Here is an 18,724-nt window from a genome sequence, read left to right as displayed (position 1 = left end):
TATAAAAAAATGACTTGTGAAAAAAGATGCTTTTTGTTACATACTCGTTCTGATTGTATTCACTATAACCTCCTGTAGCTCTGGAAGTTCTTCTCCAGCTGCAGAATACAGCGCTCAAAATCGAGCCTATGTTCAAGGTAAAATAATCAATACCTCAGGCCAACCGGTTATAAACGAAGAAATAGAAATTCTAGCCGTTCAAAACAAGCTTTTACTTGGCACTTCAATCACAGATACTAATGGTGAATTTAATGCTATAGTATTAGAAACTGGACTTAGAAGTTTTGATGCATTTCCAGGAGATTCTAGAAGTGGCGACAATGGATTTATTGTACGTCTTAAAGATGCGAGTTACCAACACTCTTTTGTATTTGCATATGCTGACTATCAATACAACCAAGATCACATCTTTCCTGAAGTTACCATTACGCAAGGTGTGCCTGTTACTGTAAATTTTATAGATCAAAACTCGACCAACCTTCTTGAAAACGTAAGCTTATTTTACACAAATTCTGAGTGCTTAGAGTATTATAGGGGTTATGAAAACAGAACACGATCCAATGAGTGTCATCAAGAATTTGGTCAAATGAAAGAGGATGGAATCAACAGCATAACCACAAATAATGATGTGCTACTAGATACTCAAATACGGGTTTCCTATGCTATAGATGGTCTGCAACAAGAGCAATTATTTTTAATCAATCAAGACGATGCGGTATTTACTATTAATTATTAGTCTTTTCCTACTCAGCCACCATTCTATAGCTCAAGAAGTTGTGGATTCACTTGATGCGAAGTGGAATGAATCAGAGATAAAACAACAATTTCATTTTAAAGCAGGTTTTCAAACCGACTATAGTTTAGGTAAAAGTTATATTTCTAGTGCAGACTCACCTGCGTTGGGGTTTAATATTCAGGCCGATTGGCAATTTTATAAATCTTTTCAATTGGGTTTAGGTATGTTCAATACCTATCATAAAAACTTAGACAGTAGTGTTTCGGGTTTAGTGGAACAAACAAATTTGACAGGAACCTTTATAGGCATAGGTTATTTAATTCCATTAAGTGAAGTCTGGTCCGTATCACCAAATATAAAATATGCAGATATTAAGTTAAATCAGAAAACAGCCTATCTAAATAAGGAGTTTGAAGAAAATGCTGCTATGATTATTATTGGAACGAGCATCAACTATCAGTTGAACAACAATATTTCCAGTTTTATAGATGTAGAATTCCGTCAACTATATTATGATATTGACAGCAGCCCGCAAATACAAGAGTTTTATGATAAAGATCATTTCCTTACTCTGTCTATAGGTTTGCGCTACAGCTTTTTTTCTAAGAAAAGCTTATTTTAATAGGTATCAGGAGTGCTTTTACTATAAAGAAAATACAATTAACGCAGTCTTGACTCCTTTTACTTGTACCTACAATATCTTTACGTAAAAGAAAATTATGACGGATAAACAAGCATTATTAAAGCCAATAACCATAGGTGCTGTAGAATTAAAAAATAGAGTCGTTATGGCTCCATTAACGAGATGTAGAGCAACAAATGAACATCAAGCACCAGATCAAAAACATATAGATTACTACACACAACGTGCGGGAGCTGGACTCATCATTACTGAAGGTAGTGAAGTCTCAGAAAAAGCAAGAGGTTATCCTTTTGTGGCTGGAATTTTCAATGATGCACAAGTGGAAGGATGGAAAAAAGTAGTAGACAGTGTGCATAAGACAGATGGCAAGATATTTATGCAGCTGTGGCACGTGGGTCGCACTTCTTTACCAGACTATCACAACGGAGAACTGCCATGGGCACCAAGTGCCGTGAATCCAGAAATAGAACTTAGAAACGCTTTAGGTGAAAAGAAACAAACTGTTGCACCTCATGCCATGACTATTGAAGAAATTCATCAAACGGTTAAAGAATTTGGTCAAGCAGCTGCAAATGCAAAAAAAGCAGGATTTGACGGTGTAGAAATTCACAGTTCAAATGGTTATCTGATACATCAATTCTTTAACAATGAATCCAATTTAAGAACTGATGCGTACGGTGGTAGTCCTGAAAATAAAGCTCGATTCTTTTTTGAAATTATTGAAGCTGTAAAAGAATCCTTTCCTGAAAACAGGATAGGCTGTCGTTTAAACCCGTCTTTGAATGGTGTTTTTGGAATTCATGGCACTCCAGATACCATTCCGTTTTTTGATTACCTCATCAATCGCTTGAACGATCACGATCTTGCTTACCTTCATTTATCAGAACCTTTTACAGATGTGAGTGATATCAAATTTCTAGAAAGTCATATTGCAAGACATTACAGACCCATTTATAAAGGTAATCTTATGATCAACAGTGAATTTGATCATAACTCTGGAAATAAAGTTATAGAAGAAGGAACTGCAGATTTAGTAGCTTTTGGAAAGTTATTTATTTCCAACCCAGATTTACCTCATCGATTTGAACAGAACGCTGAACTAGCAGATTGGAATCAAGATACCTTCTACTCTCAAGGTCGTGAAGGTTATACAGACTATCCAACATTAGAGGAAGAAAAAGCTAAGAACTAATTCCTGTAAGTAATATTTGAGGCAACTCTTTTTTAAGGTCGGCTACTTCGGTCGTCGACTTTTTTGGTATCCATAAATAGATAGATCTCAAGGTGCTTAAGAGGTTAAAAAGCAGGGTCTCCACACTCAATTTTTTGAACTCTCCAGTAGCGATACCGCTTTCTAGAATCTTTTTAAAATCGAGCTCATAATTCTTTCTTAGCTGTATGTATTGCTGGTATTGTTTCCCTTCCAGATGCATCCAGTCGGTATTTAAAACGGCCAATGCGTTGGTGTATTCAAGAGCTATTTTTATGTGTAATAAGATGAGCTGCTCCGCTTTCGCGAAAGCGGAATTATCATTCTCCTCAACAGCATCCATGCCCGCAGTAAACTCTTGCGCTACCTCAAGGATCAAGGTGGCGAGAATCTCCTGCTTTCCAGAGATATGGTTGTACAAACTGGCCGCTTTCATATCCATAGCAGCAGCTAGATCACGCATGGTCACTGCGCTATAACCTCGATCTTTAAAAAGTTGTGCAGCGGTTTTGAGAATTTGTTTTTTGCGAGACATAAGATGCAAATATAAGAGATGTAACAGGTTACTTTTCTACTTTAAAACAAGAGTCATCAACTTATATCGAATCATAGTATTTACAACATACAGGTGGTGCTAATTAAAATTAAGTGAAAGTCAATGTTCCATAATTATAATAATTAGTTTTAGCCTAGCTTTGAGCTTTATCCTAATATAATGCTAGAGAATATAGAAACCAATCCCCTCGTTGACAGATTACCGCCACACTTAAAACAATTTATAAAGCCACAAAACTACGAGCTTTATACCTATCAAGATCAAGCAGTATGGCGTCATGTGATGCGCAAAAATGTGGAATTCCTGAGTCAAGTGGCACATGGTTCTTACCTCGCAGGATTGAAAAAGACTGGTATTTCTATAGACTATATTCCGTCTATGTATGGAATGAATCGCATACTTAAAGAAATAGGTTGGGCAGCTGTAGCAGTAGATGGTTTTATACCACCAGCGGCATTTATGGAATTTCAAGCTTATAAAATACTCGTCATCGCGGCTGATATTAGAAAGCTGGACAACATAGAATACACACCAGCACCAGATATCATTCATGAAGCAGCGGGTCACGCACCTATTATCGCGAGTCCCGATTATGCAGAATATCTAAGACGTTTTGGCGAGATAGGCAGCAAAGCTATTTCTAGCGCTCACGACCATGAGATGTATGAAGCAGTGCGTAAAATTTCTATTCTTAAAGAAGTACGAAGTGAAAAGAAAGATGCGAAATTAGATAAAGAAATCGCAGCAGCAGAGGCTGAAATAGAGCGTCTGCAAAATAAAAAAGTAACCCCTAGCGAAATGTCGCTCGTCAGAAACCTGCACTGGTGGACGGTAGAATACGGACTCGTAGGTACACTGGAAAGTCCTAAATTATATGGAGCTGGATTATTATCCAGTATAGGAGAAAGTAAAAGCTGTCTAGAACCTGGCGTTGAAAAAAGACCTTATTCTATTGATGCGGCTTATCAAGATTTTGATATTACTAGAAAGCAACCTCATCTCTATGTGACTCCTAATTTTGCTCATTTAAGTGAAGTCTTAGAAGAGTTTGCTAACACCATGGCGGTACGTAAAGGTGGACATCGTGGATTGCAAAAACTGATTAATTCTAAGTCTTTGGGAACTATAGAAATAAGCACTGGGCTCCAAGTAAGCGGTATTTTTACGCGCATGATTACTAACGATGATAATCATGTGGTGTATTTTGAAACCTCTGGGCCTAGTGCACTGGCTTATCGAGAAAAAGAACTCATAGGTCATGGAACAGCAACTCATAAACAAGGATTCTTATCACCGCTAGGAAAGCTTAAAGGTATTAATCTAGCCATAGAAGATATGGGACCACGAGATTTACAGGCTTATAACTTCTATGATAACGAGCGCATTGAATTCACTTATGAAAGTGGTATTAAAGTAGAAGGGTTAAACGTTACTGGACAGCGTAATGTGAACGGTAAATTAATGCTGATTCAGTTTATCGATTGTACGGTAAGTTATAAGGATGAAATTCTCTTTTCACCAGCAGATGGAATGTTGAACCTAGCCGTAGGAAAAGAAATAACAAGTGCTTATGCCGGTCCTGCAGACTATTACAGTTTTGACCAGGTATATCACGAAAGTGACGTCAAAACGATCAAATCAATTTTTACTAAAGAACAAATCGCTATTCAAAAGCTTTACGAGAAGGTACGTCATTTCAGAGAAGAGGATAAGATCAACAAACCATTATTAGAAAAATTAAAAGTTAGAGTTGAAAATGAGTATCCAAATCAGTGGCTTTTGATTGAAGAAATTGAAGAGTTAATAAGTTAGAAGAAATCAAGCAGTAACAGACATAAAGACACTATTGTAGTGGTGAAGCATTTTATTATTTTACTCCTGATTTTGTAGCTGCTACTATACAATTCTTTACCAATGAATAGGTATTTCTACGTTGACTATGGTACCGTTACCTATGCTGCTTGTCAGTTTTAAATCTCCTTTTAAATCTTGCACAGCTTTTTTAATACTATTAATTCCGTTGTGATCTGGGTTTACTCTTCGGTCGTATCCTATACCATTATCGTGTGTGATGACGTTCAATTTTCCATGTGCTACAGATGCAATACTAAAAACAAAACTGGCTTGAGAATGAGTAACGGAGTTATATAAAGCTTCGTTGATGATCGCAAGCAGTTGTAAGGTTTCTTTAGGCTCAAAACGGAGAAGTTCTTTTTCGGGAAAGTTCATTTTATAAGCCATCTTATTTTCGATGCTTTCTGCATAATGCCTTTGAAGAATTCTAGTACCCTGTTCGATGTCTTTTAAAGTAAAGTGGTTTTTACTGGCTGCAAATTGATAAAGCAATGTTACCGCCTTCGTTTTGGGTATGCTGTTTTCCGATGGCCTATGAGCTAATTCCTTTAGTATTTGGTCCCGTTGAAGTTGCCGTCTGTTTTGCTCTTGTCCTCTTTGCTGTCGCTTGTCATTTTGCTCCTGTCTATCTGCTGCTGCTAGGAAGTAAATAATCACCAGCCCTAACAGAAGACCAATAAAAATATTCCCTATAATTCCTTCCATGATTCTAAAATAAGAATTAAAAACGAGATGATTTCTAAGTCTTTTGTTTCAGGTCTCCTTTCAACATAAAATCTGGCAAGCATCACATAACATTTCATTACTTTGCCGGTAAGTAATGGAAAAACAAACGTCTTAAAAATAAAAATATGTTCGGGCTATTTAACAACAAGAAAAAAGAAATGATTCAAAAGTACCTTAAGGAAGGTGCTTTATTACTGGACGTGCGTACCTCTTCAGAATTTAATGGAAATCATATTGAAGGTTCTAAAAACATCCCTGTTCAAGGCATCGACCAGAAGTTAGACAGTCTTGATAAAAACAAACCTGTTATTGTTTATTGTGCCATGGGTGGAAGAAGTAATATCGCCGCTACAAAACTGAAGGCAAAAGGCTTTAAAGTAGTAAACGCTGGCGGAATAGGCTCCATGAGAAAACACCTCAAGTCTTAATGCCTCAAGGCTCCCTATGGTCTCCTAAAAGAAATTTATATTGATGAGACATTTTGAGGCTTATTTGAACTTAGTTATATATTCTTCCTACATTTAGCGTATGAAATTAGATCATCATAACATAAAAGAAGACGGTAGGTTTACTGTTACTAACTTTCAATGTGGCCCATCGCTGCAACTCCTTCAAGAAAAGGGATTGTATAAAATCATATGGTGTACGGAAGGTCAGGAGCGTTTAACCATAGACGGCTATGAAATAGTTCTTAAAAAGAATCAAGTGCTTTTTTGTACGCCTGAAAATAGGGTCACTATCCCTAAAGAAAATGATGGTTTGATGGCTTTTATTTTCAATCGGGAGTTCTACTGCATACAACACAACGATTCTGAAGTTTCTTGTATGGGGCTTTTGTTTTACGGTTCTTCAAACGCACCTGTAATTGAATTAAACAAAAAAGATCAACGCAGTTTTAATGCGATGTTGGTTTTATTCCAAGAAGAGTTTGCTACTAAAGACCACATTCAGGGAGAGATGTTACGCACCCTTTTAAAGCGCATGCTCATCACCTCAACTCGATTGATAAAACTAGAAACTAATCAGGCGGCTCTATCGGTAAAACAAGTGGAACTCATCAGGAAGTTTAATATTCTAGTAGAGCAGCATTTTAAAGAAAAACATCAAGTTGCTGACTATGCCGACTTGCTTTTTAAATCGCCTAAAACACTTTCCAATTTCTTTAAAAAGCACGACGTGAACTCGCCCTTGAAAATCATCAATGGGCGTATCGCTGCTGAGGCAAAAAGATTACTGCTGTACTCTGATAAAAGTGCTGAAGAAATCTCTTATGAACTAGGCTATAACGAGCCCAGTCATTTTTCTAAATTTTTTAAAACCCAAGTTGGTGTATCACCTATGGCCTTTAGGAAAAAAGAATAAATAAGCACTTACCTTTACGATTGAAATTCCCTCCTTTTACCCGTAATACCTTCTATGTTTATAGTAAATACGATAGGTATATCGTCATTATATATCCTGCTAGAAAATTGATTGATAAAATCTAAATGTCTCTGCTCTTGGTTCAAGATAATTTTTTTTACTCCTATTGAAAACTGATGAAGGATGGCTTTAGCACTACTTCCTGTATGCTCTTCATAAATACCTTGCACTAAAACCGATTCCCAGCTGTTAACTGAATCTATAACAGACACACATAATGACACTGCATTTGTTTTTCTTAAAGCATTTGTTTTATGCCCATTACCTGAGTAACAGATAATGTTATGTTGCTCTTCGTTATAGAAATAGGTGATGGGTACAATAATGGGTTTGTTATTGTATATATAACCTAAGTTCCCTATATAATTGTTATGGAGTATGGAGGCTTTTTCACTGGTGTTTAAGGTTCTCATCATCATCAACATTATTTGATTTTAAAAATAATAAACCATTAATCAATAAAGAATGACATTTATCATTCTGCCTAAAAAATACCAATGCCTATATCTATTTGTTAAAGCCAAAATCCACTCCCAAAACTACACCAGAAGCGTTTACTCCACCTATAGAGCAATCCTGATAACCCGTAAAATAAGCAGTCCTCTTTCTGTGGTGTCTTAACTGGAATTTCAGTTTATTAATATTGCTTTCATGGATAAAAAATTGTTTGAAAGAGGCTTGTAGGCTAATTGGTTTGATAGGGTACACCTCTATTCCTGCTTGGTAAGCAACACCTGTCGTATGCACTTCAATCCCAACATATATCGCGCCTACCCCCACCAACCCCTTATAAATGAGAAAGAACTCGTCCTTGAAATTTCTCTTTCCTAAATTCAAATTCATCCATTATCTTTAAAGAAAATTATCTGACCATGAATAAGCTTTATTACTTCCTGTTTATTTTTACTATTCTCGCTTTCGCGAAAGCGGAGTCTCAACAGTTACCAGAGCCTCCTGAAGAGCAAAAACTCTATGAATCACAAGAATTCAGATTACTCGGACCCTTCCGTGGCGGAAGAAGTGCTGCGGTAACTGGAGTTCCTGGAAAACCTAACTTGTTCTATTTTGGTAGTACCGGTGGTGGTGTATGGAAGACCCTGGATGGTGGACGCACTTGGAGCAATATCTCTGATGGCTTTTTTGGCGGCTCAATAGGAGCGGTAAGTGTGGCACCTAGTGATCATAATGTGATTTATGTAGGTGGTGGAGAAAAAACAGTGCGTGGAAATGTATCCAGCGGTTATGGTTTATGGAAGACAGAAGATGCTGGAAAAACATGGACAGCTGCTGGGTTACCACAAAGCCGTCACGTACCGCGTATCGCCATTGATCCAAATGACCCCAATACCGTTTATGCAGCAGTTTTAGGAAACATCTATAAACCTACTGACGAACGCGGTGTTTATAAAAGTACTGATGGAGGTAAGTCTTGGAACAAAACATTGTTTGTTAATGACATGGCTGGTGCCGTAGATTTAATCATCGACCCTAGTAATGCACGAGTGCTGTATGCAAGTACGTGGAGGTTACAACGCACACCTTATAGCCTATCTAGTGGTGGAGATGGTAGTGCGCTTTGGAAAAGTACAGACTATGGGGAGACTTGGAAGGAAATTTCAAATAATGAAGGCTTTGCAAAAGGAACTTTAGGAATTATGGGAATTACCGTTTCTCCGGTAAGTTCAGACCGAGTCTATGCTATTGTAGAAAATAAAGAAGAAGGAGGTTTATACCGAAGTGATGATGCAGGACTGACTTGGAAAAAAACAAATGATGATAGAAGCCTAAGACAACGTGCTTGGTATTATTCTCGTATTTATGCAGATACGGAAGACATCGATAAGTTATACGTAGTAAACGTGAACTACCATAAAAGTACCGACGGAGGAAAAAACTTTAGCAGTGCACGAGCGCCACATGGTGATCACCACGATTTATGGATCGCTCCAGAAGACCCTAACCGCATGATTATGGGAGATGATGGTGGTGCACAAATCACTTATGACGGTGGAGAAACTTGGAGCACCTATCACAATCAGCCTACCGCACAATATTACAGAGTCGCCACAGACGATTCATTCCCTTACCGCATCTATGTGGCACAACAAGATAATGGAACCATTAGAATACCGCACCGCACTACTGGTCGCAGTATCTCCGATAGCGACTGGGAAGAAACAGCAGGTGGAGAAAGCGCACACATCGCGATAGATCCTAAAAATAACGACATCGTATACGGTGGTAGTTATGGCGGTTTCTTGACCCGATACAATCACAAAACTAAATCCCAACGCGCCGTTAATGTATGGCCAGACAACCCAATGGGACATGGTGCCGAAGGAATGAAATACCGTTTCCAATGGAACTTCCCTATTTTATTCTCTCAACATGAACCTAATAAGCTTTATGCTTTTTCAAACAACGTTCACGTTACGACCAATGAAGGTCAAAGTTGGGAAACCATCTCACCAGACTTAACAAGAAATGACCCTACTAAACTCGTTTCTAGTGGAGGACCAATTACACAAGACAACACAGGAGTAGAGTATTACTGTACCATTTTTGCTGCAGCAGAAAGTCCGCTGAACGCTGGCGAACTTTGGGTAGGAAGTGATGATGGACTGATACACCTTTCTAAAGATGCTGGAAAAAACTGGGTAAACATCACTCCTAAGGGAATGCCAGAATGGGCTCAGATCAACAGTATAGAACCTAGCCGCTATGATGCAGCAACTTGTTATGTAGCTGCAACCAGGTACAAACTAGGTGATTTTAGTCCGTATTTATACAAAACAACAGATTACGGAAAGTCATGGGAAAAAATAACGGATGGCATTCCAGCAGAGCATTTTACCAGAGTCGTTCGTGAAGATGACCAAGTACAAGGAATGCTTTATGCAGGAACAGAAACTGGTTTATACATTTCAACTAATGATGGAAAATCGTGGAAATCCTTTCAAATGAATTTACCGATTGTTCCTGTGACCGATTTAGCCGTAAAAGACAACAACCTTATTATCGCTACACAAGGAAGAAGTTTATGGATTCATGATGATTTAGGATTGGTTAGAGATGCTTTTAGTAGCTCGCTTTCGCGAAAGCAAAACACCAACCAACTCTTTGAACCTAAAACAGCTTATCGCATGGAAGGAAACGGAAGAGCTGGATCACTTACTGAAGGAGCAAATCATCCTGCTGGCGTACAAGTACATTACTACTTGCCTGAAGTAACCGATAAAGACAGTATCTCGCTTTCGTTCTACGATTCAAAAGAGAAGCTGATTAAAACCTATGCTACTTATGATAAAACGGATAAGCTGGAAGTTAAAAAAGGAGCTAATTCTTTTAATTGGGATACGGTTTATGACGGTGCTGAAAAACTACCAGGAATGATATTGTGGTGGGCCGATCTTTCTGGCGCTAAAGCCGTACCTGGAACTTATAAAGTGGAACTGATCGTCAATGGCCAAAAGCAATCCCAACCTATAAGCATTATCTCTACTCCTACTAGTGAAGCTAGCGAGGCCGATATGCAAGCACAATTTGACTTTGTAAGTGAGATCAATGCTACCGTAGATAAAGCGCACAAGTCTATTAAAAACATACGTTCCTTTAATACAAAGCTGAGTGCATTTGAAGGATTGTATGCCGGTAGAGAAGAGCAAGGAATTAAGGACATGATTGCTATGTCTAAGGAGATGAAAAAGAAATTTGACGAAGTAGAAAAAGCCTTGTATCAGACTCAAAACCGCAGCGGTCAAGACCCTTTAAATTTCCCGATACGATTGACAAACAAACTGGCTCATTTAAATAGCCTTGTACAAATAGGTGACTTTGCTCCTACTTCTCAAAGTATAGAGGTTAAAAACGAACTCACTGCCGAAATTGAAAAGCAACTGGCTGTTTTTGATGGAGTGTTGAATTCTGATATTAAAAAGTTTAATGAGGAGTTTAATAAACTGGAGTTGGACTATTTGGTTATTGAGAAGGAGAAGAATAAGTAAAACATATATTTGTTACCTTATAAACCAACCAAATGAATAAAATTTTTCAATTTTTAGCAGTTACATTTCTCATAAGTATACAGTTAAATGCGCAATGCAACGACATTAATCTACCTACTACAATTGAAATATGTAATGGATCTTCAACACTATTAACTGTTGATAATGCAAATAACTCAAGCTTCACCTACCAGTGGTTCTATAATAACTTTAATGTTTTTAATGGTACTAACCCAACTTTAACAGCGGCAAGAGATGGAGATTATAGAGTAGAAGCGACATTTACGGATGGAACGATTTGTATTGCTTCCACAAATCTTATCGTTAACGATTTACCTGTAGTAACTAATGATGTGGTCTATACAATTCAAGATACGGATTGTGATGGGTACACGTCATTTGATTTAACTAATCGTATTTCTGATTTCACAAATGGAAATTCCAATCTAGACGTGCAGTTCTATTCTACCATTATAAATGCAGAAAATGATACTAATGAAATTACAACTGTTTATCAAAACCTGATTCCTTTTAATGATAGTGTTGCAGTAAGAGTTAATGACGTTACGACAGGATGCTATTCGATAACAACAATGGCACTAAGAATTACACAACCTACTGTAGTAAATGCAAGTATTGAAATTACATCTCCTGCTGCGGTGAATGAAATCATAAGTATTTGCGCTGGTGATATGGTAAGTTTTACAGCCGTTCAAGATCCTTCCTTGACTTTTGAATGGGATTTTCAATCTTTAGGTACGCAGCAAGGTAGAATAGTATCGCAACAATTTAATCAGCCGGGAGGCTATTTCGTTGAACTTATTGCTATAGATCAAAATGGTTGTTTCACTTCTCCAGCCGAATTTATCACCGTAGTTGTAACTGATGAACCAGAAATAGAATATACCTTCATCAATGATACAGCTTTATGCCTGGGAGATTCTATTGATGTAGACATTACTAGTATAAACCCAAGCATACCACTAGTTTGTGACGATGCTGAGTTTGTAGCAGGAACTACCTTTCTTCCCGATGGGAGTGGTGTTAGTTATGAAACATCGATCACTATAGATTGTTTCCCTGAAGGAGCAGTACTTTCTAATACTTCAAGTTTCTTGGGTGTATGTATGAATATAGAACATTCTTATTTGGGCGATCTAAGAATTGAACTTATAGCACCAGATAGTACTACTTTAGCTTTATCAGGCTATCCTAATAATGGTTTTGGTGCTTTTCTCGGAGAACCAATAGATGATGATATTAATATTAGTCCTGGAATAGGTTACGATTATTGTTTCACAACTAGGGCCACAAATAGTCTTTCTGGATCTGCTGGCATATCTATTCCTTCAGGAGATTATATGACAAGCAGTCCTTTTAGAGGTTTATTGAATGTTCCTTTAAATGGTGAATGGAAATTAAGGATAACGGATAATCTTGCATCCGATAATGGCTATATCTTCAGTTGGTATATGAAGTTTGGTGCAGGATTAGAAACTAGTAATGGTTTTACCAGTCCAGCAATAGTTAGTGAATCTTGGTCCTCAAATCCAGATATTACAGTAATCTTTGGAAACAATGTAACGATAACGCCTTCACAAACTGGATTAAACTGTTATGATTATGTTGCTACAGATGCCGCTGGCTGTACATTTACTAATCAGTACTGTCTTGAAGTATTTGATCCACTGACAGATTTTAATGCAGTGGACTTGTTTGCTTATGATAGTGATGGAGATGGATTTGAAACATTTGATTTAACCATCAACACTCCTAGATTAATAGGTAATCTGGACGCCTCGCAAACTGACGTACTATATTTCTTAACTCTTGCAGACGCTCAGAATAATTTAAATCCTGTGGCGAGTGCAGCTAATTTTACAAACAACACAAGCCCACAAAGGCTATATGCCCGAATTATAAATACATACCAACTTTGTGATGCGGTGATAGCTGATTTTGAACTTACTCTTACCCAACAACCAATTATGGATGCTGATAACGATGGCTTACCAGATGACACAGAAGACCTTAATGGAAATGGGGATCTTACTGATGATGATACTGACATGGATGGAATTCCTAATTATCTTGATGACGATGACGATGGTGACGGGGTGCCTACAGCCCTCGAAACCAGTGGAACAGGTTCTCGTGGAACCAATTTTTTGTTTTTAGATACCGATCTAGATGGAATAGAAAACTATTTAGATAACGACGATGATGGCGATGGATTGTTAACTATAGATGAAGATTATAATGGAAATGGAGACCCAACAGATGATGATACTGACAGCAGTGGCGTTCCAGACTTTTTAGAAAGCAATGTAACTCTAGGAGTCCATGATTTTGTTACTGACGCCTTTCAAGTCTTTCCTAATCCATTTTATAATGATGGATTTGAATTACGTGTCCTTGACACAAATATTTCTAATTTAAACTTGACATTATTTGATATTTCTGGAAAACAAATTTTAATTAATTATTCTGGTCTTAATTCAAACAGTGCAATAAAGGTTTACACACCCAACTTAAAATCTGGAGTTTACTTTTTAAAAGTGGGAAACAGCATCAGTTCAACAATTAAATTGATTAAAATGTGAATCACAGTTGAGATAATGGAAGAACTGAGCGGTTATTGGGAAGGTTATTACATCTATGGATTGGGTTATGCCTTGCCATTTTTTGGTGAGAAAGTAAAACTCTTTGCTCAATTAGAGTTTAAAGATGGTCAAATAACCGGTCAGCATACCGAAGAAAAAGGGCCTTTCTCTACTGGAAAAACGGTCCAATTAGATGGCTTTTGGGAGCAAGAAATGGTTTCCTTAACCGTTCATTACAAAAATAATGACGTGATATTAGAAGATGGATTCACTACAGAGAATTTGAATCATGACTTTGAGATCACTTACAATGGTTCTTTAGATTTGCACAAGAAAGCCATATGCGGTTTGTGGTATATGGAACATGAAATTGATGGCGAACTGGATTTAGAAATACCTCCTGCCGAAGGCTTGTGGATGTTAAGAAAGGCTAAGAAACCAGTGAGCGATTTTGATTATTCGCTATTAGGCCTTTAATTTTAATATTAAAAGCACTTTTTATGGGGATAAGAAATAAGACGCTGTTATATTTGCGATAGTAACGGCTACGTAGCTCAGCTGAATAGAGCACTGGATTTCGGCTCCAGCGGTCACAGGTTTGAATCCTGTCGTAGTCACAATCACTCACAACTGCGTTGTGGATTAAAACATAAAAACCTTGACAAGCTCGCTTGATCAAGGTTTGTTGTTTTAAGACACCAGACTTGCAAAGGCTGGCAGTTGTATTTGCATAAGGGACTTCACTCAGGATCAATAAAATTCATCCTGTCTTATACCAATCACTCGAGAATCAATGTTTTTTATTCAAAAGCATTCAATTTATTTATTTTAGAAGAGTTGAAAGCCTTAAGGCTTGCATAGAGGAGGCTAACAAATAAGATCTGTACCCTGTGTGCTGCGCACATCGATTCTTAGTTGCCTCAGATACTTCACCTCCATCAATGGAATGAACCTATCCTACGGCCCAGCACTTAGCACTATAGGTTTAATAGAAAAACAAAACGCTTGCAAACTAAAGTCTCCACCTATCGGTGATATAGATCTTGAAATTACCTCTGATATTGTCCAATATTACGGTTAACTTTACAGAACCCTAAAAACAGTAGTGATCCATGAAAGTCCCAAAGAAAATAGATAAATTTAGAAGAGACTTGTTTCGATCCATTACTCGGCAAATAGGTAGCAACGCAAAAAAACAAGATCTCAGTAACATTGAACCAGATAAAGTCAAAAAGGTCCTGATCATACGTCCCAACCATAGACTGGGAAACCTCCTACTAACCACTCCACTTGTTCAAGAAATCACGACCACATTTCCAAATGCTACAATTGACTTTTTAGCCAAAGGAACGCTAGCTCCTATTGTTTTCAAAAACTATAAGAACCTAACTAATTTTATACTTCTACACAAAAGACCATTTGACAACATTTTAAGTTACGTGTCCATATGGTTAAAAATGCCTTTTAAGAAGTACGACTTGGTCATCAATACCGTTAAATGCTCTTCATCAGGTAAGTTACTCACTAAAATCACCCCTGCTACTTATAAGATTTATGAATATGAAGATGATGAAAACACAAGATCTCAAACTATTCATCATGGGAAAGAAGCCGTCATCGCCTTGCGTAGTGCTCTGTATGGATCGGATCTTGAAAAGGTAACTAAAGAGGTGCCTATGTTAGATATTAAATGCAGTGACGAGGAGCTACAGAAGGGCAAAGATATTTTAGCTTCTTTAATGGGAGGAACTAAAAATAGCATCGCCATTTTCACTTTTGCTACAGGTGATAAGTGTTATTCTAAAGAATGGTGGTCTACATTTTATCAGCATTTATTAGTTGCATTTCCTGATCATCAAATTGTAGAAATTTTACCTTATGAGAATGTTTCTCAAATTGATTTTAAAGCTACTTCTTTTTACAGCAAAGACATCAGAGAGATGGCTTCAGTGATGGCCGCTTGTAAGATCTTTATTGGAGCAGACAGCGGTATTATGCATCTTGCTTGTGCCTCAGGAGTACCTACTTTAGGATTATTTAGTGGCCGAATGGAGCAATTCCGTCCCTACGGAAAAAACAATAATGCAGTAGATATATCTTTAACAGGTATAGCGCACTGGACAGAAGAAATTAAAGATATTCTGAATCCATCTCAAAAAAAATAGACCAAGAGCATTAGAAGATCTTCATTTTCCGAAACCCGTATCATTAATTAGAACAATATAAAACAGTTTAAAATCTGGTCTACACAAGGCGTGGTTGATACTACTGTATCAAGTACAAATACAACGGAAGTCCTATCGTAATGTTTAAAGGAAATGTTATGGCGAGTGCCATGGGTAAGTAAAGACTGGGGTTAGCCTTAGGAGCCGCAATTCTCATCGCTGCAGGAACCGCGATATAAGAAGCACTTGCTGCCAAAATGGATAATAACAATCGATCTCCAGTTTCACTTATCACATAGCCCGATAAAAACGCCACTACACAGCCATTTACAAGCGGTACAACAACAGCAAAGACTAATGCAAACCAACCTTTCTTAACAAGTACTCCTATTTTCTTGCCACTAGTTATTCCCATATCTAATAAAAACACGGCTAGAAATCCCTTAAAAAGATCAGTTGTAAAGGGCTTTATTCCAGCAGCTTGTTCCTCGCTAGCAACATAACCAATAAGCAAACTTCCTAAAATTAAAAGCACACTACCATTTGTTAACGCATGTCTAACCAGACCTAATATTTTACTCCTTGACCGTTCTTCTTTTTTAGAACACAAACTCATTAATAAAACTCCAACAATTATAGAAGGTGCCTCCATCAATGCCATGACTGCCACCATATGACCCCCAAATGGAATTCCTTCCATTTCTAGATAACTTATAGCTGTAACAAATGTCACCGCGCTTACAGAGCCGTAGGCCGCAGCAATCGCACCTGCATTCTCAATAGAGAATTTAAGCCTGAGAATGAAGAACGTATATAAAGGAACAATTATGGCTAATCCAATTCCAATAAAAACAGCCCAATAAATATCGGCGGTAAATGTACTGTGCGATAGCTCTTGCCCTCCCTTAAAGCCTATGGCAAATAGTAAATAAAGAGATATAAACTTTGAAGAACTTTCAGGAATCTCTAGATCACTTTTGACCTGAGAAGCAAATAATCCTAAAATAAAAAACAGTAAGGCTGGATTTGACAGATTATCTGTCAACAGGTGTAAATCCATGGTAGGTATTTAGGATACGACTATTAGTCGATGATCTCTATTTCTAGAATACCGTTGATTTTAATCTTCTTGCCCATCAATCGTGCTTCACGGCATAGTTCCTTAAATTCCTTTCTCTCGGCAGTTAGTTCTACTACACGACTGTCATCATAGCCTGTATCGCTGTTGATGTTACCTTCAGACATAGAAAGTCTATGTAATTTATGAAAATTAATTTTTTCTCCGATCAGATTACTTACGATATCTGAGGCTTCTGAGGCAGTAAATATGCCATCTACAAGCTGTACTTTATGCATAACTTCTTTACTTGTATTCATCTTAAATTAATTTTTGTTGCTATTTATTATTTTTGGTAAAACCGCTATGATAAGCACCAAAAGAACGACAACCAGAGGCGTCATTAAATAAGATGACATAGGGTGATCTTCTACTAAACAGACTGCTGTGACAACAAAATAAGCAACACTTAAAACGGCTATACCTATGTACCTTATGATTTGAGAGACGCGATCAAAATCTATACGTGCGAACACATTAAATGAACTTTCTGATCTCAACGAGCGCTCTGAAGAACTTCTTGTATTGATTTGCTGTAACATTAGTTGACTTATTTTTAATTGGTAACACAAATATGCGAACATACACTCATTAATTTTTATTTATATTTGTAATGAAGTTCATAAGAAATAATTATGCATTATACATTACATCAGCTCCAAATATTTCTTCAAATAGTAGAAAAGCGAAGCATCACAAAAGCTTCAGAGGCTTTGTTTCTAACGCAGCCTGCAGTCTCGATTCAACTCAAGAAGTTTCAAGATCAGTTTCCTATTCCTTTAACTGAAGTGATCGGGCGCCAACTTTATGTGACCGATTTCGGTGACGAGATTGCTAATGTTGCCCAACGTATTCTGGAAGAAGTGCAGGTTATCGACTATAAGACCAATCAATATCAAGGAAAACTAGCAGGTAAACTAAAACTTTCTATTGTCTCGACTGGTAAATACGTAATGCCCTACTTCCTCTCTGGATTTTTAAACGAACATACCGGTGTAGAGTTCTCTATGGATGTGACTAATAAAAAAACCGTCATTCAAGATCTCGAACAGAATAAAGTCGATTTTGCTTTAGTATCTGTATTACCTGATCATCTTGATCTCGATACCTTACCTCTTATGAAGAACGAATTATACCTGGTAGGTAGTTCGGATAGGGAAAAAAATAGAAAAGGTAAAAAGGAGTTGATCTTTTCAGAAGAACCTTTGCTGTACAGGGAACAAGGCTCTGCCACTAGAAATGCCATGGAGAATTTTATTCAAGGAAAAAATCTGCTAGCAAATAAAAAGATAGAATTGACTTCTAATGAAGCCCTTAAACAAGCCGTTATTGCCGGTATAGGCTATTCCATTATGCCTATGATTGGAATTAGAAATGCGGTTGAAAAAGGGGAAATCAACGTTATTCCTTACAAAGGACTTCCCATACAGACGCAATGGAACCTCATCTGGCTGAAGAAGAAAAAGCTATCACCTGCTGCGGTCGCCTTTAAAGAATATATACTAGAAAATAAAGATCAAATTACCGCAAAATATTTTGACTGGGTTGTACAAGATTAAATAAAAGATTTATCAGATCATTTTTGAGTGCTGTTTTGCTTTCGCAAAAGCGAAAAAACAAAGAGTTCATTTTCCTAAAGCATTTATAAAAAAAGAGAAGCCTCTCGACTTCTCTTTTATAACTGAATA

The 18,724-nt window shown here is 37.3% G+C and carries 17 protein-coding genes and 1 tRNA gene; 12 read left to right on the top strand and 6 right to left on the bottom strand.

Going from position 1 to position 18,724, the window contains the following annotated elements; all coding sequences use genetic code 11:
* The first annotated feature begins 16 nt into the window (after positions 1 to 16).
* The 3 genes from CW736_RS07015 (at position 17) to CW736_RS07005 (ending at position 2,571) form a co-directional block, all read left to right on the top strand.
* The gene (locus tag CW736_RS07015; protein WP_101013281.1) at positions 17 to 736 is read left to right on the top strand and encodes a carboxypeptidase regulatory-like domain-containing protein; all 720 of its coding nucleotides are present in this window, start codon (positions 17 to 19) and stop codon (positions 734 to 736) included.
* Positions 711 to 1,358 (top strand): hypothetical protein, encoded by a 648-nt coding sequence (locus tag CW736_RS07010; RefSeq protein ID WP_101013280.1) that lies wholly within the window; start codon positions 711 to 713, stop codon positions 1,356 to 1,358. Before CW736_RS07015 ends, CW736_RS07010 begins: the two co-directional genes overlap by 26 nt.
* Positions 1,359 to 1,455: 97 nt before the next feature.
* The gene (locus CW736_RS07005; protein WP_101013279.1) at positions 1,456 to 2,571 is read left to right on the top strand and encodes an alkene reductase; all 1,116 of its coding nucleotides are present in this window, start codon (positions 1,456 to 1,458) and stop codon (positions 2,569 to 2,571) included.
* Here the strand turns inward: CW736_RS07005 and CW736_RS07000 are convergent.
* Positions 2,561 to 3,124, bottom strand: coding sequence for a TetR/AcrR family transcriptional regulator (locus CW736_RS07000; protein WP_101013278.1), 564 nt, complete (start codon positions 3,122 to 3,124; stop codon positions 2,561 to 2,563). The genes CW736_RS07005 and CW736_RS07000 overlap by 11 nt on opposite strands.
* A 180-nt stretch (positions 3,125 to 3,304) precedes the next feature.
* On the opposite strand from CW736_RS07000, the gene CW736_RS06995 reads away from it, so the two are divergent.
* Complete coding sequence (locus tag CW736_RS06995; protein WP_101013277.1) at positions 3,305 to 4,957, top strand: aromatic amino acid hydroxylase; 1,653 nt, start codon at positions 3,305 to 3,307, stop codon at positions 4,955 to 4,957.
* Between the two features lie 96 nt (positions 4,958 to 5,053).
* Here CW736_RS06995 and CW736_RS06990 read toward each other — a convergent pair whose 3' ends face one another.
* Positions 5,054 to 5,704 carry a sensor histidine kinase gene (locus CW736_RS06990; RefSeq protein WP_101013276.1) on the bottom strand — a complete coding sequence of 217 codons (651 nt, stop codon included), beginning with the start codon at positions 5,702 to 5,704 and terminating at the stop codon, positions 5,054 to 5,056.
* A gap of 146 nt (positions 5,705 to 5,850) precedes the next feature.
* Between CW736_RS06990 and CW736_RS06985 the strand changes: the two genes are divergently transcribed.
* Both CW736_RS06985 and CW736_RS06980 read left to right on the top strand, forming a co-directional pair.
* A complete protein-coding gene (locus CW736_RS06985; RefSeq protein ID WP_101013275.1) occupies positions 5,851 to 6,153 on the top strand; it encodes a rhodanese-like domain-containing protein in 303 nt (100 codons plus the stop codon).
* 100 nt (positions 6,154 to 6,253) lie between these two features.
* Positions 6,254 to 7,087, top strand: a complete 834-nt coding sequence (locus CW736_RS06980; protein WP_101013274.1) for a helix-turn-helix domain-containing protein — start codon at positions 6,254 to 6,256, stop codon at positions 7,085 to 7,087.
* A gap of 14 nt (positions 7,088 to 7,101) precedes the next feature.
* Here the strand turns inward: CW736_RS06980 and CW736_RS06975 are convergent, their stop codons facing one another.
* Both CW736_RS06975 and CW736_RS06970 read right to left on the bottom strand, forming a co-directional pair.
* Complete coding sequence (locus CW736_RS06975; RefSeq protein ID WP_101015063.1) at positions 7,102 to 7,563, bottom strand: pyridoxamine 5'-phosphate oxidase family protein; 462 nt, start codon at positions 7,561 to 7,563, stop codon at positions 7,102 to 7,104.
* A 91-nt stretch (positions 7,564 to 7,654) separates the two neighbouring features.
* Positions 7,655 to 7,990 carry a hypothetical protein gene (locus CW736_RS06970; RefSeq protein ID WP_101013273.1) on the bottom strand — a complete coding sequence of 112 codons (336 nt, stop codon included), beginning with the start codon at positions 7,988 to 7,990 and terminating at the stop codon, positions 7,655 to 7,657.
* Positions 7,991 to 8,019: 29 nt separating this feature from the next.
* Between CW736_RS06970 and CW736_RS06965 the strand changes: the two genes are divergently transcribed.
* From CW736_RS06965 to CW736_RS06945, 5 genes are all read left to right on the top strand, one after another.
* Positions 8,020 to 11,151 (top strand): VPS10 domain-containing protein, encoded by a 3,132-nt coding sequence (locus CW736_RS06965; RefSeq protein ID WP_101013272.1) that lies wholly within the window; start codon positions 8,020 to 8,022, stop codon positions 11,149 to 11,151.
* A gap of 32 nt (positions 11,152 to 11,183) precedes the next feature.
* Positions 11,184 to 13,754, top strand: coding sequence for a PKD domain-containing protein (locus CW736_RS06960; RefSeq protein ID WP_101013271.1), 2,571 nt, complete (start codon positions 11,184 to 11,186; stop codon positions 13,752 to 13,754).
* Between the two features lie 15 nt (positions 13,755 to 13,769).
* Positions 13,770 to 14,231, top strand: coding sequence for a hypothetical protein (locus CW736_RS06955; protein WP_101013270.1), 462 nt, complete (start codon positions 13,770 to 13,772; stop codon positions 14,229 to 14,231).
* 66 nt (positions 14,232 to 14,297) lie between these two features.
* Positions 14,298 to 14,371: transfer RNA gene (locus tag CW736_RS06950), tRNA-Arg, on the top strand.
* A gap of 495 nt (positions 14,372 to 14,866) precedes the next feature.
* The gene (locus CW736_RS06945) at positions 14,867 to 15,919 is read left to right on the top strand and encodes a glycosyltransferase family 9 protein (protein WP_101013269.1); all 1,053 of its coding nucleotides are present in this window, start codon (positions 14,867 to 14,869) and stop codon (positions 15,917 to 15,919) included.
* 100 nt (positions 15,920 to 16,019) lie between these two features.
* Here CW736_RS06945 and CW736_RS06940 read toward each other — a convergent pair whose 3' ends face one another.
* Together CW736_RS06940 and CW736_RS06935 are read right to left on the bottom strand one after the other, a co-directional pair.
* Positions 16,020 to 16,979 carry a sodium-dependent bicarbonate transport family permease gene (locus CW736_RS06940; protein ID WP_101013268.1) on the bottom strand — a complete coding sequence of 320 codons (960 nt, stop codon included), beginning with the start codon at positions 16,977 to 16,979 and terminating at the stop codon, positions 16,020 to 16,022.
* 23 nt (positions 16,980 to 17,002) lie between these two features.
* Positions 17,003 to 17,296, bottom strand: coding sequence for a hypothetical protein (locus CW736_RS06935; protein ID WP_101013267.1), 294 nt, complete (start codon positions 17,294 to 17,296; stop codon positions 17,003 to 17,005).
* 375 nt (positions 17,297 to 17,671) lie between these two features.
* Here CW736_RS06935 and CW736_RS06925 point away from each other — a divergent pair, with 375 nt between their 5' ends.
* The gene (locus CW736_RS06925; RefSeq protein WP_101013265.1) at positions 17,672 to 18,595 is read left to right on the top strand and encodes a LysR family transcriptional regulator; all 924 of its coding nucleotides are present in this window, start codon (positions 17,672 to 17,674) and stop codon (positions 18,593 to 18,595) included.
* The last annotated feature ends 129 nt before the right edge of the window (positions 18,596 to 18,724 follow it).

It is taken from the genome of Nonlabens sp. MB-3u-79, from assembly GCF_002831625.1.
Lineage (GTDB): Bacteria > Bacteroidota > Bacteroidia > Flavobacteriales > Flavobacteriaceae > Nonlabens.
This window is presented reverse-complemented; position numbering and strand designations above follow the sequence as displayed.

Coding starts and splice junctions, on each gene's coding strand:
- CW736_RS07010 (WP_101013280.1), top strand. CDS start 711: ATGCGGTATTTACTATTAATTATTAGTCTTTTCCTACTCAGCCACCAT.
- CW736_RS07005 (WP_101013279.1), top strand. CDS start 1,456: ATGACGGATAAACAAGCATTATTAAAGCCAATAACCATAGGTGCTGTA.
- CW736_RS07000 (WP_101013278.1), bottom strand. CDS start 3,124: ATGTCTCGCAAAAAACAAATTCTCAAAACCGCTGCACAACTTTTTAAA.
- CW736_RS06995 (WP_101013277.1), top strand. CDS start 3,305: ATGCTAGAGAATATAGAAACCAATCCCCTCGTTGACAGATTACCGCCA.
- CW736_RS06990 (WP_101013276.1), bottom strand. CDS start 5,704: ATGGAAGGAATTATAGGGAATATTTTTATTGGTCTTCTGTTAGGGCTG.
- CW736_RS06985 (WP_101013275.1), top strand. CDS start 5,851: ATGTTCGGGCTATTTAACAACAAGAAAAAAGAAATGATTCAAAAGTAC.
- CW736_RS06980 (WP_101013274.1), top strand. CDS start 6,254: ATGAAATTAGATCATCATAACATAAAAGAAGACGGTAGGTTTACTGTT.
- CW736_RS06975 (WP_101015063.1), bottom strand. CDS start 7,563: ATGATGAGAACCTTAAACACCAGTGAAAAAGCCTCCATACTCCATAAC.
- CW736_RS06970 (WP_101013273.1), bottom strand. CDS start 7,990: ATGAATTTGAATTTAGGAAAGAGAAATTTCAAGGACGAGTTCTTTCTC.
- CW736_RS06965 (WP_101013272.1), top strand. CDS start 8,020: ATGAATAAGCTTTATTACTTCCTGTTTATTTTTACTATTCTCGCTTTC.
- CW736_RS06960 (WP_101013271.1), top strand. CDS start 11,184: ATGAATAAAATTTTTCAATTTTTAGCAGTTACATTTCTCATAAGTATA.
- CW736_RS06955 (WP_101013270.1), top strand. CDS start 13,770: ATGGAAGAACTGAGCGGTTATTGGGAAGGTTATTACATCTATGGATTG.
- CW736_RS06945 (WP_101013269.1), top strand. CDS start 14,867: ATGAAAGTCCCAAAGAAAATAGATAAATTTAGAAGAGACTTGTTTCGA.
- CW736_RS06940 (WP_101013268.1), bottom strand. CDS start 16,979: ATGGATTTACACCTGTTGACAGATAATCTGTCAAATCCAGCCTTACTG.
- CW736_RS06935 (WP_101013267.1), bottom strand. CDS start 17,296: ATGAATACAAGTAAAGAAGTTATGCATAAAGTACAGCTTGTAGATGGC.
- CW736_RS06925 (WP_101013265.1), top strand. CDS start 17,672: ATGCATTATACATTACATCAGCTCCAAATATTTCTTCAAATAGTAGAA.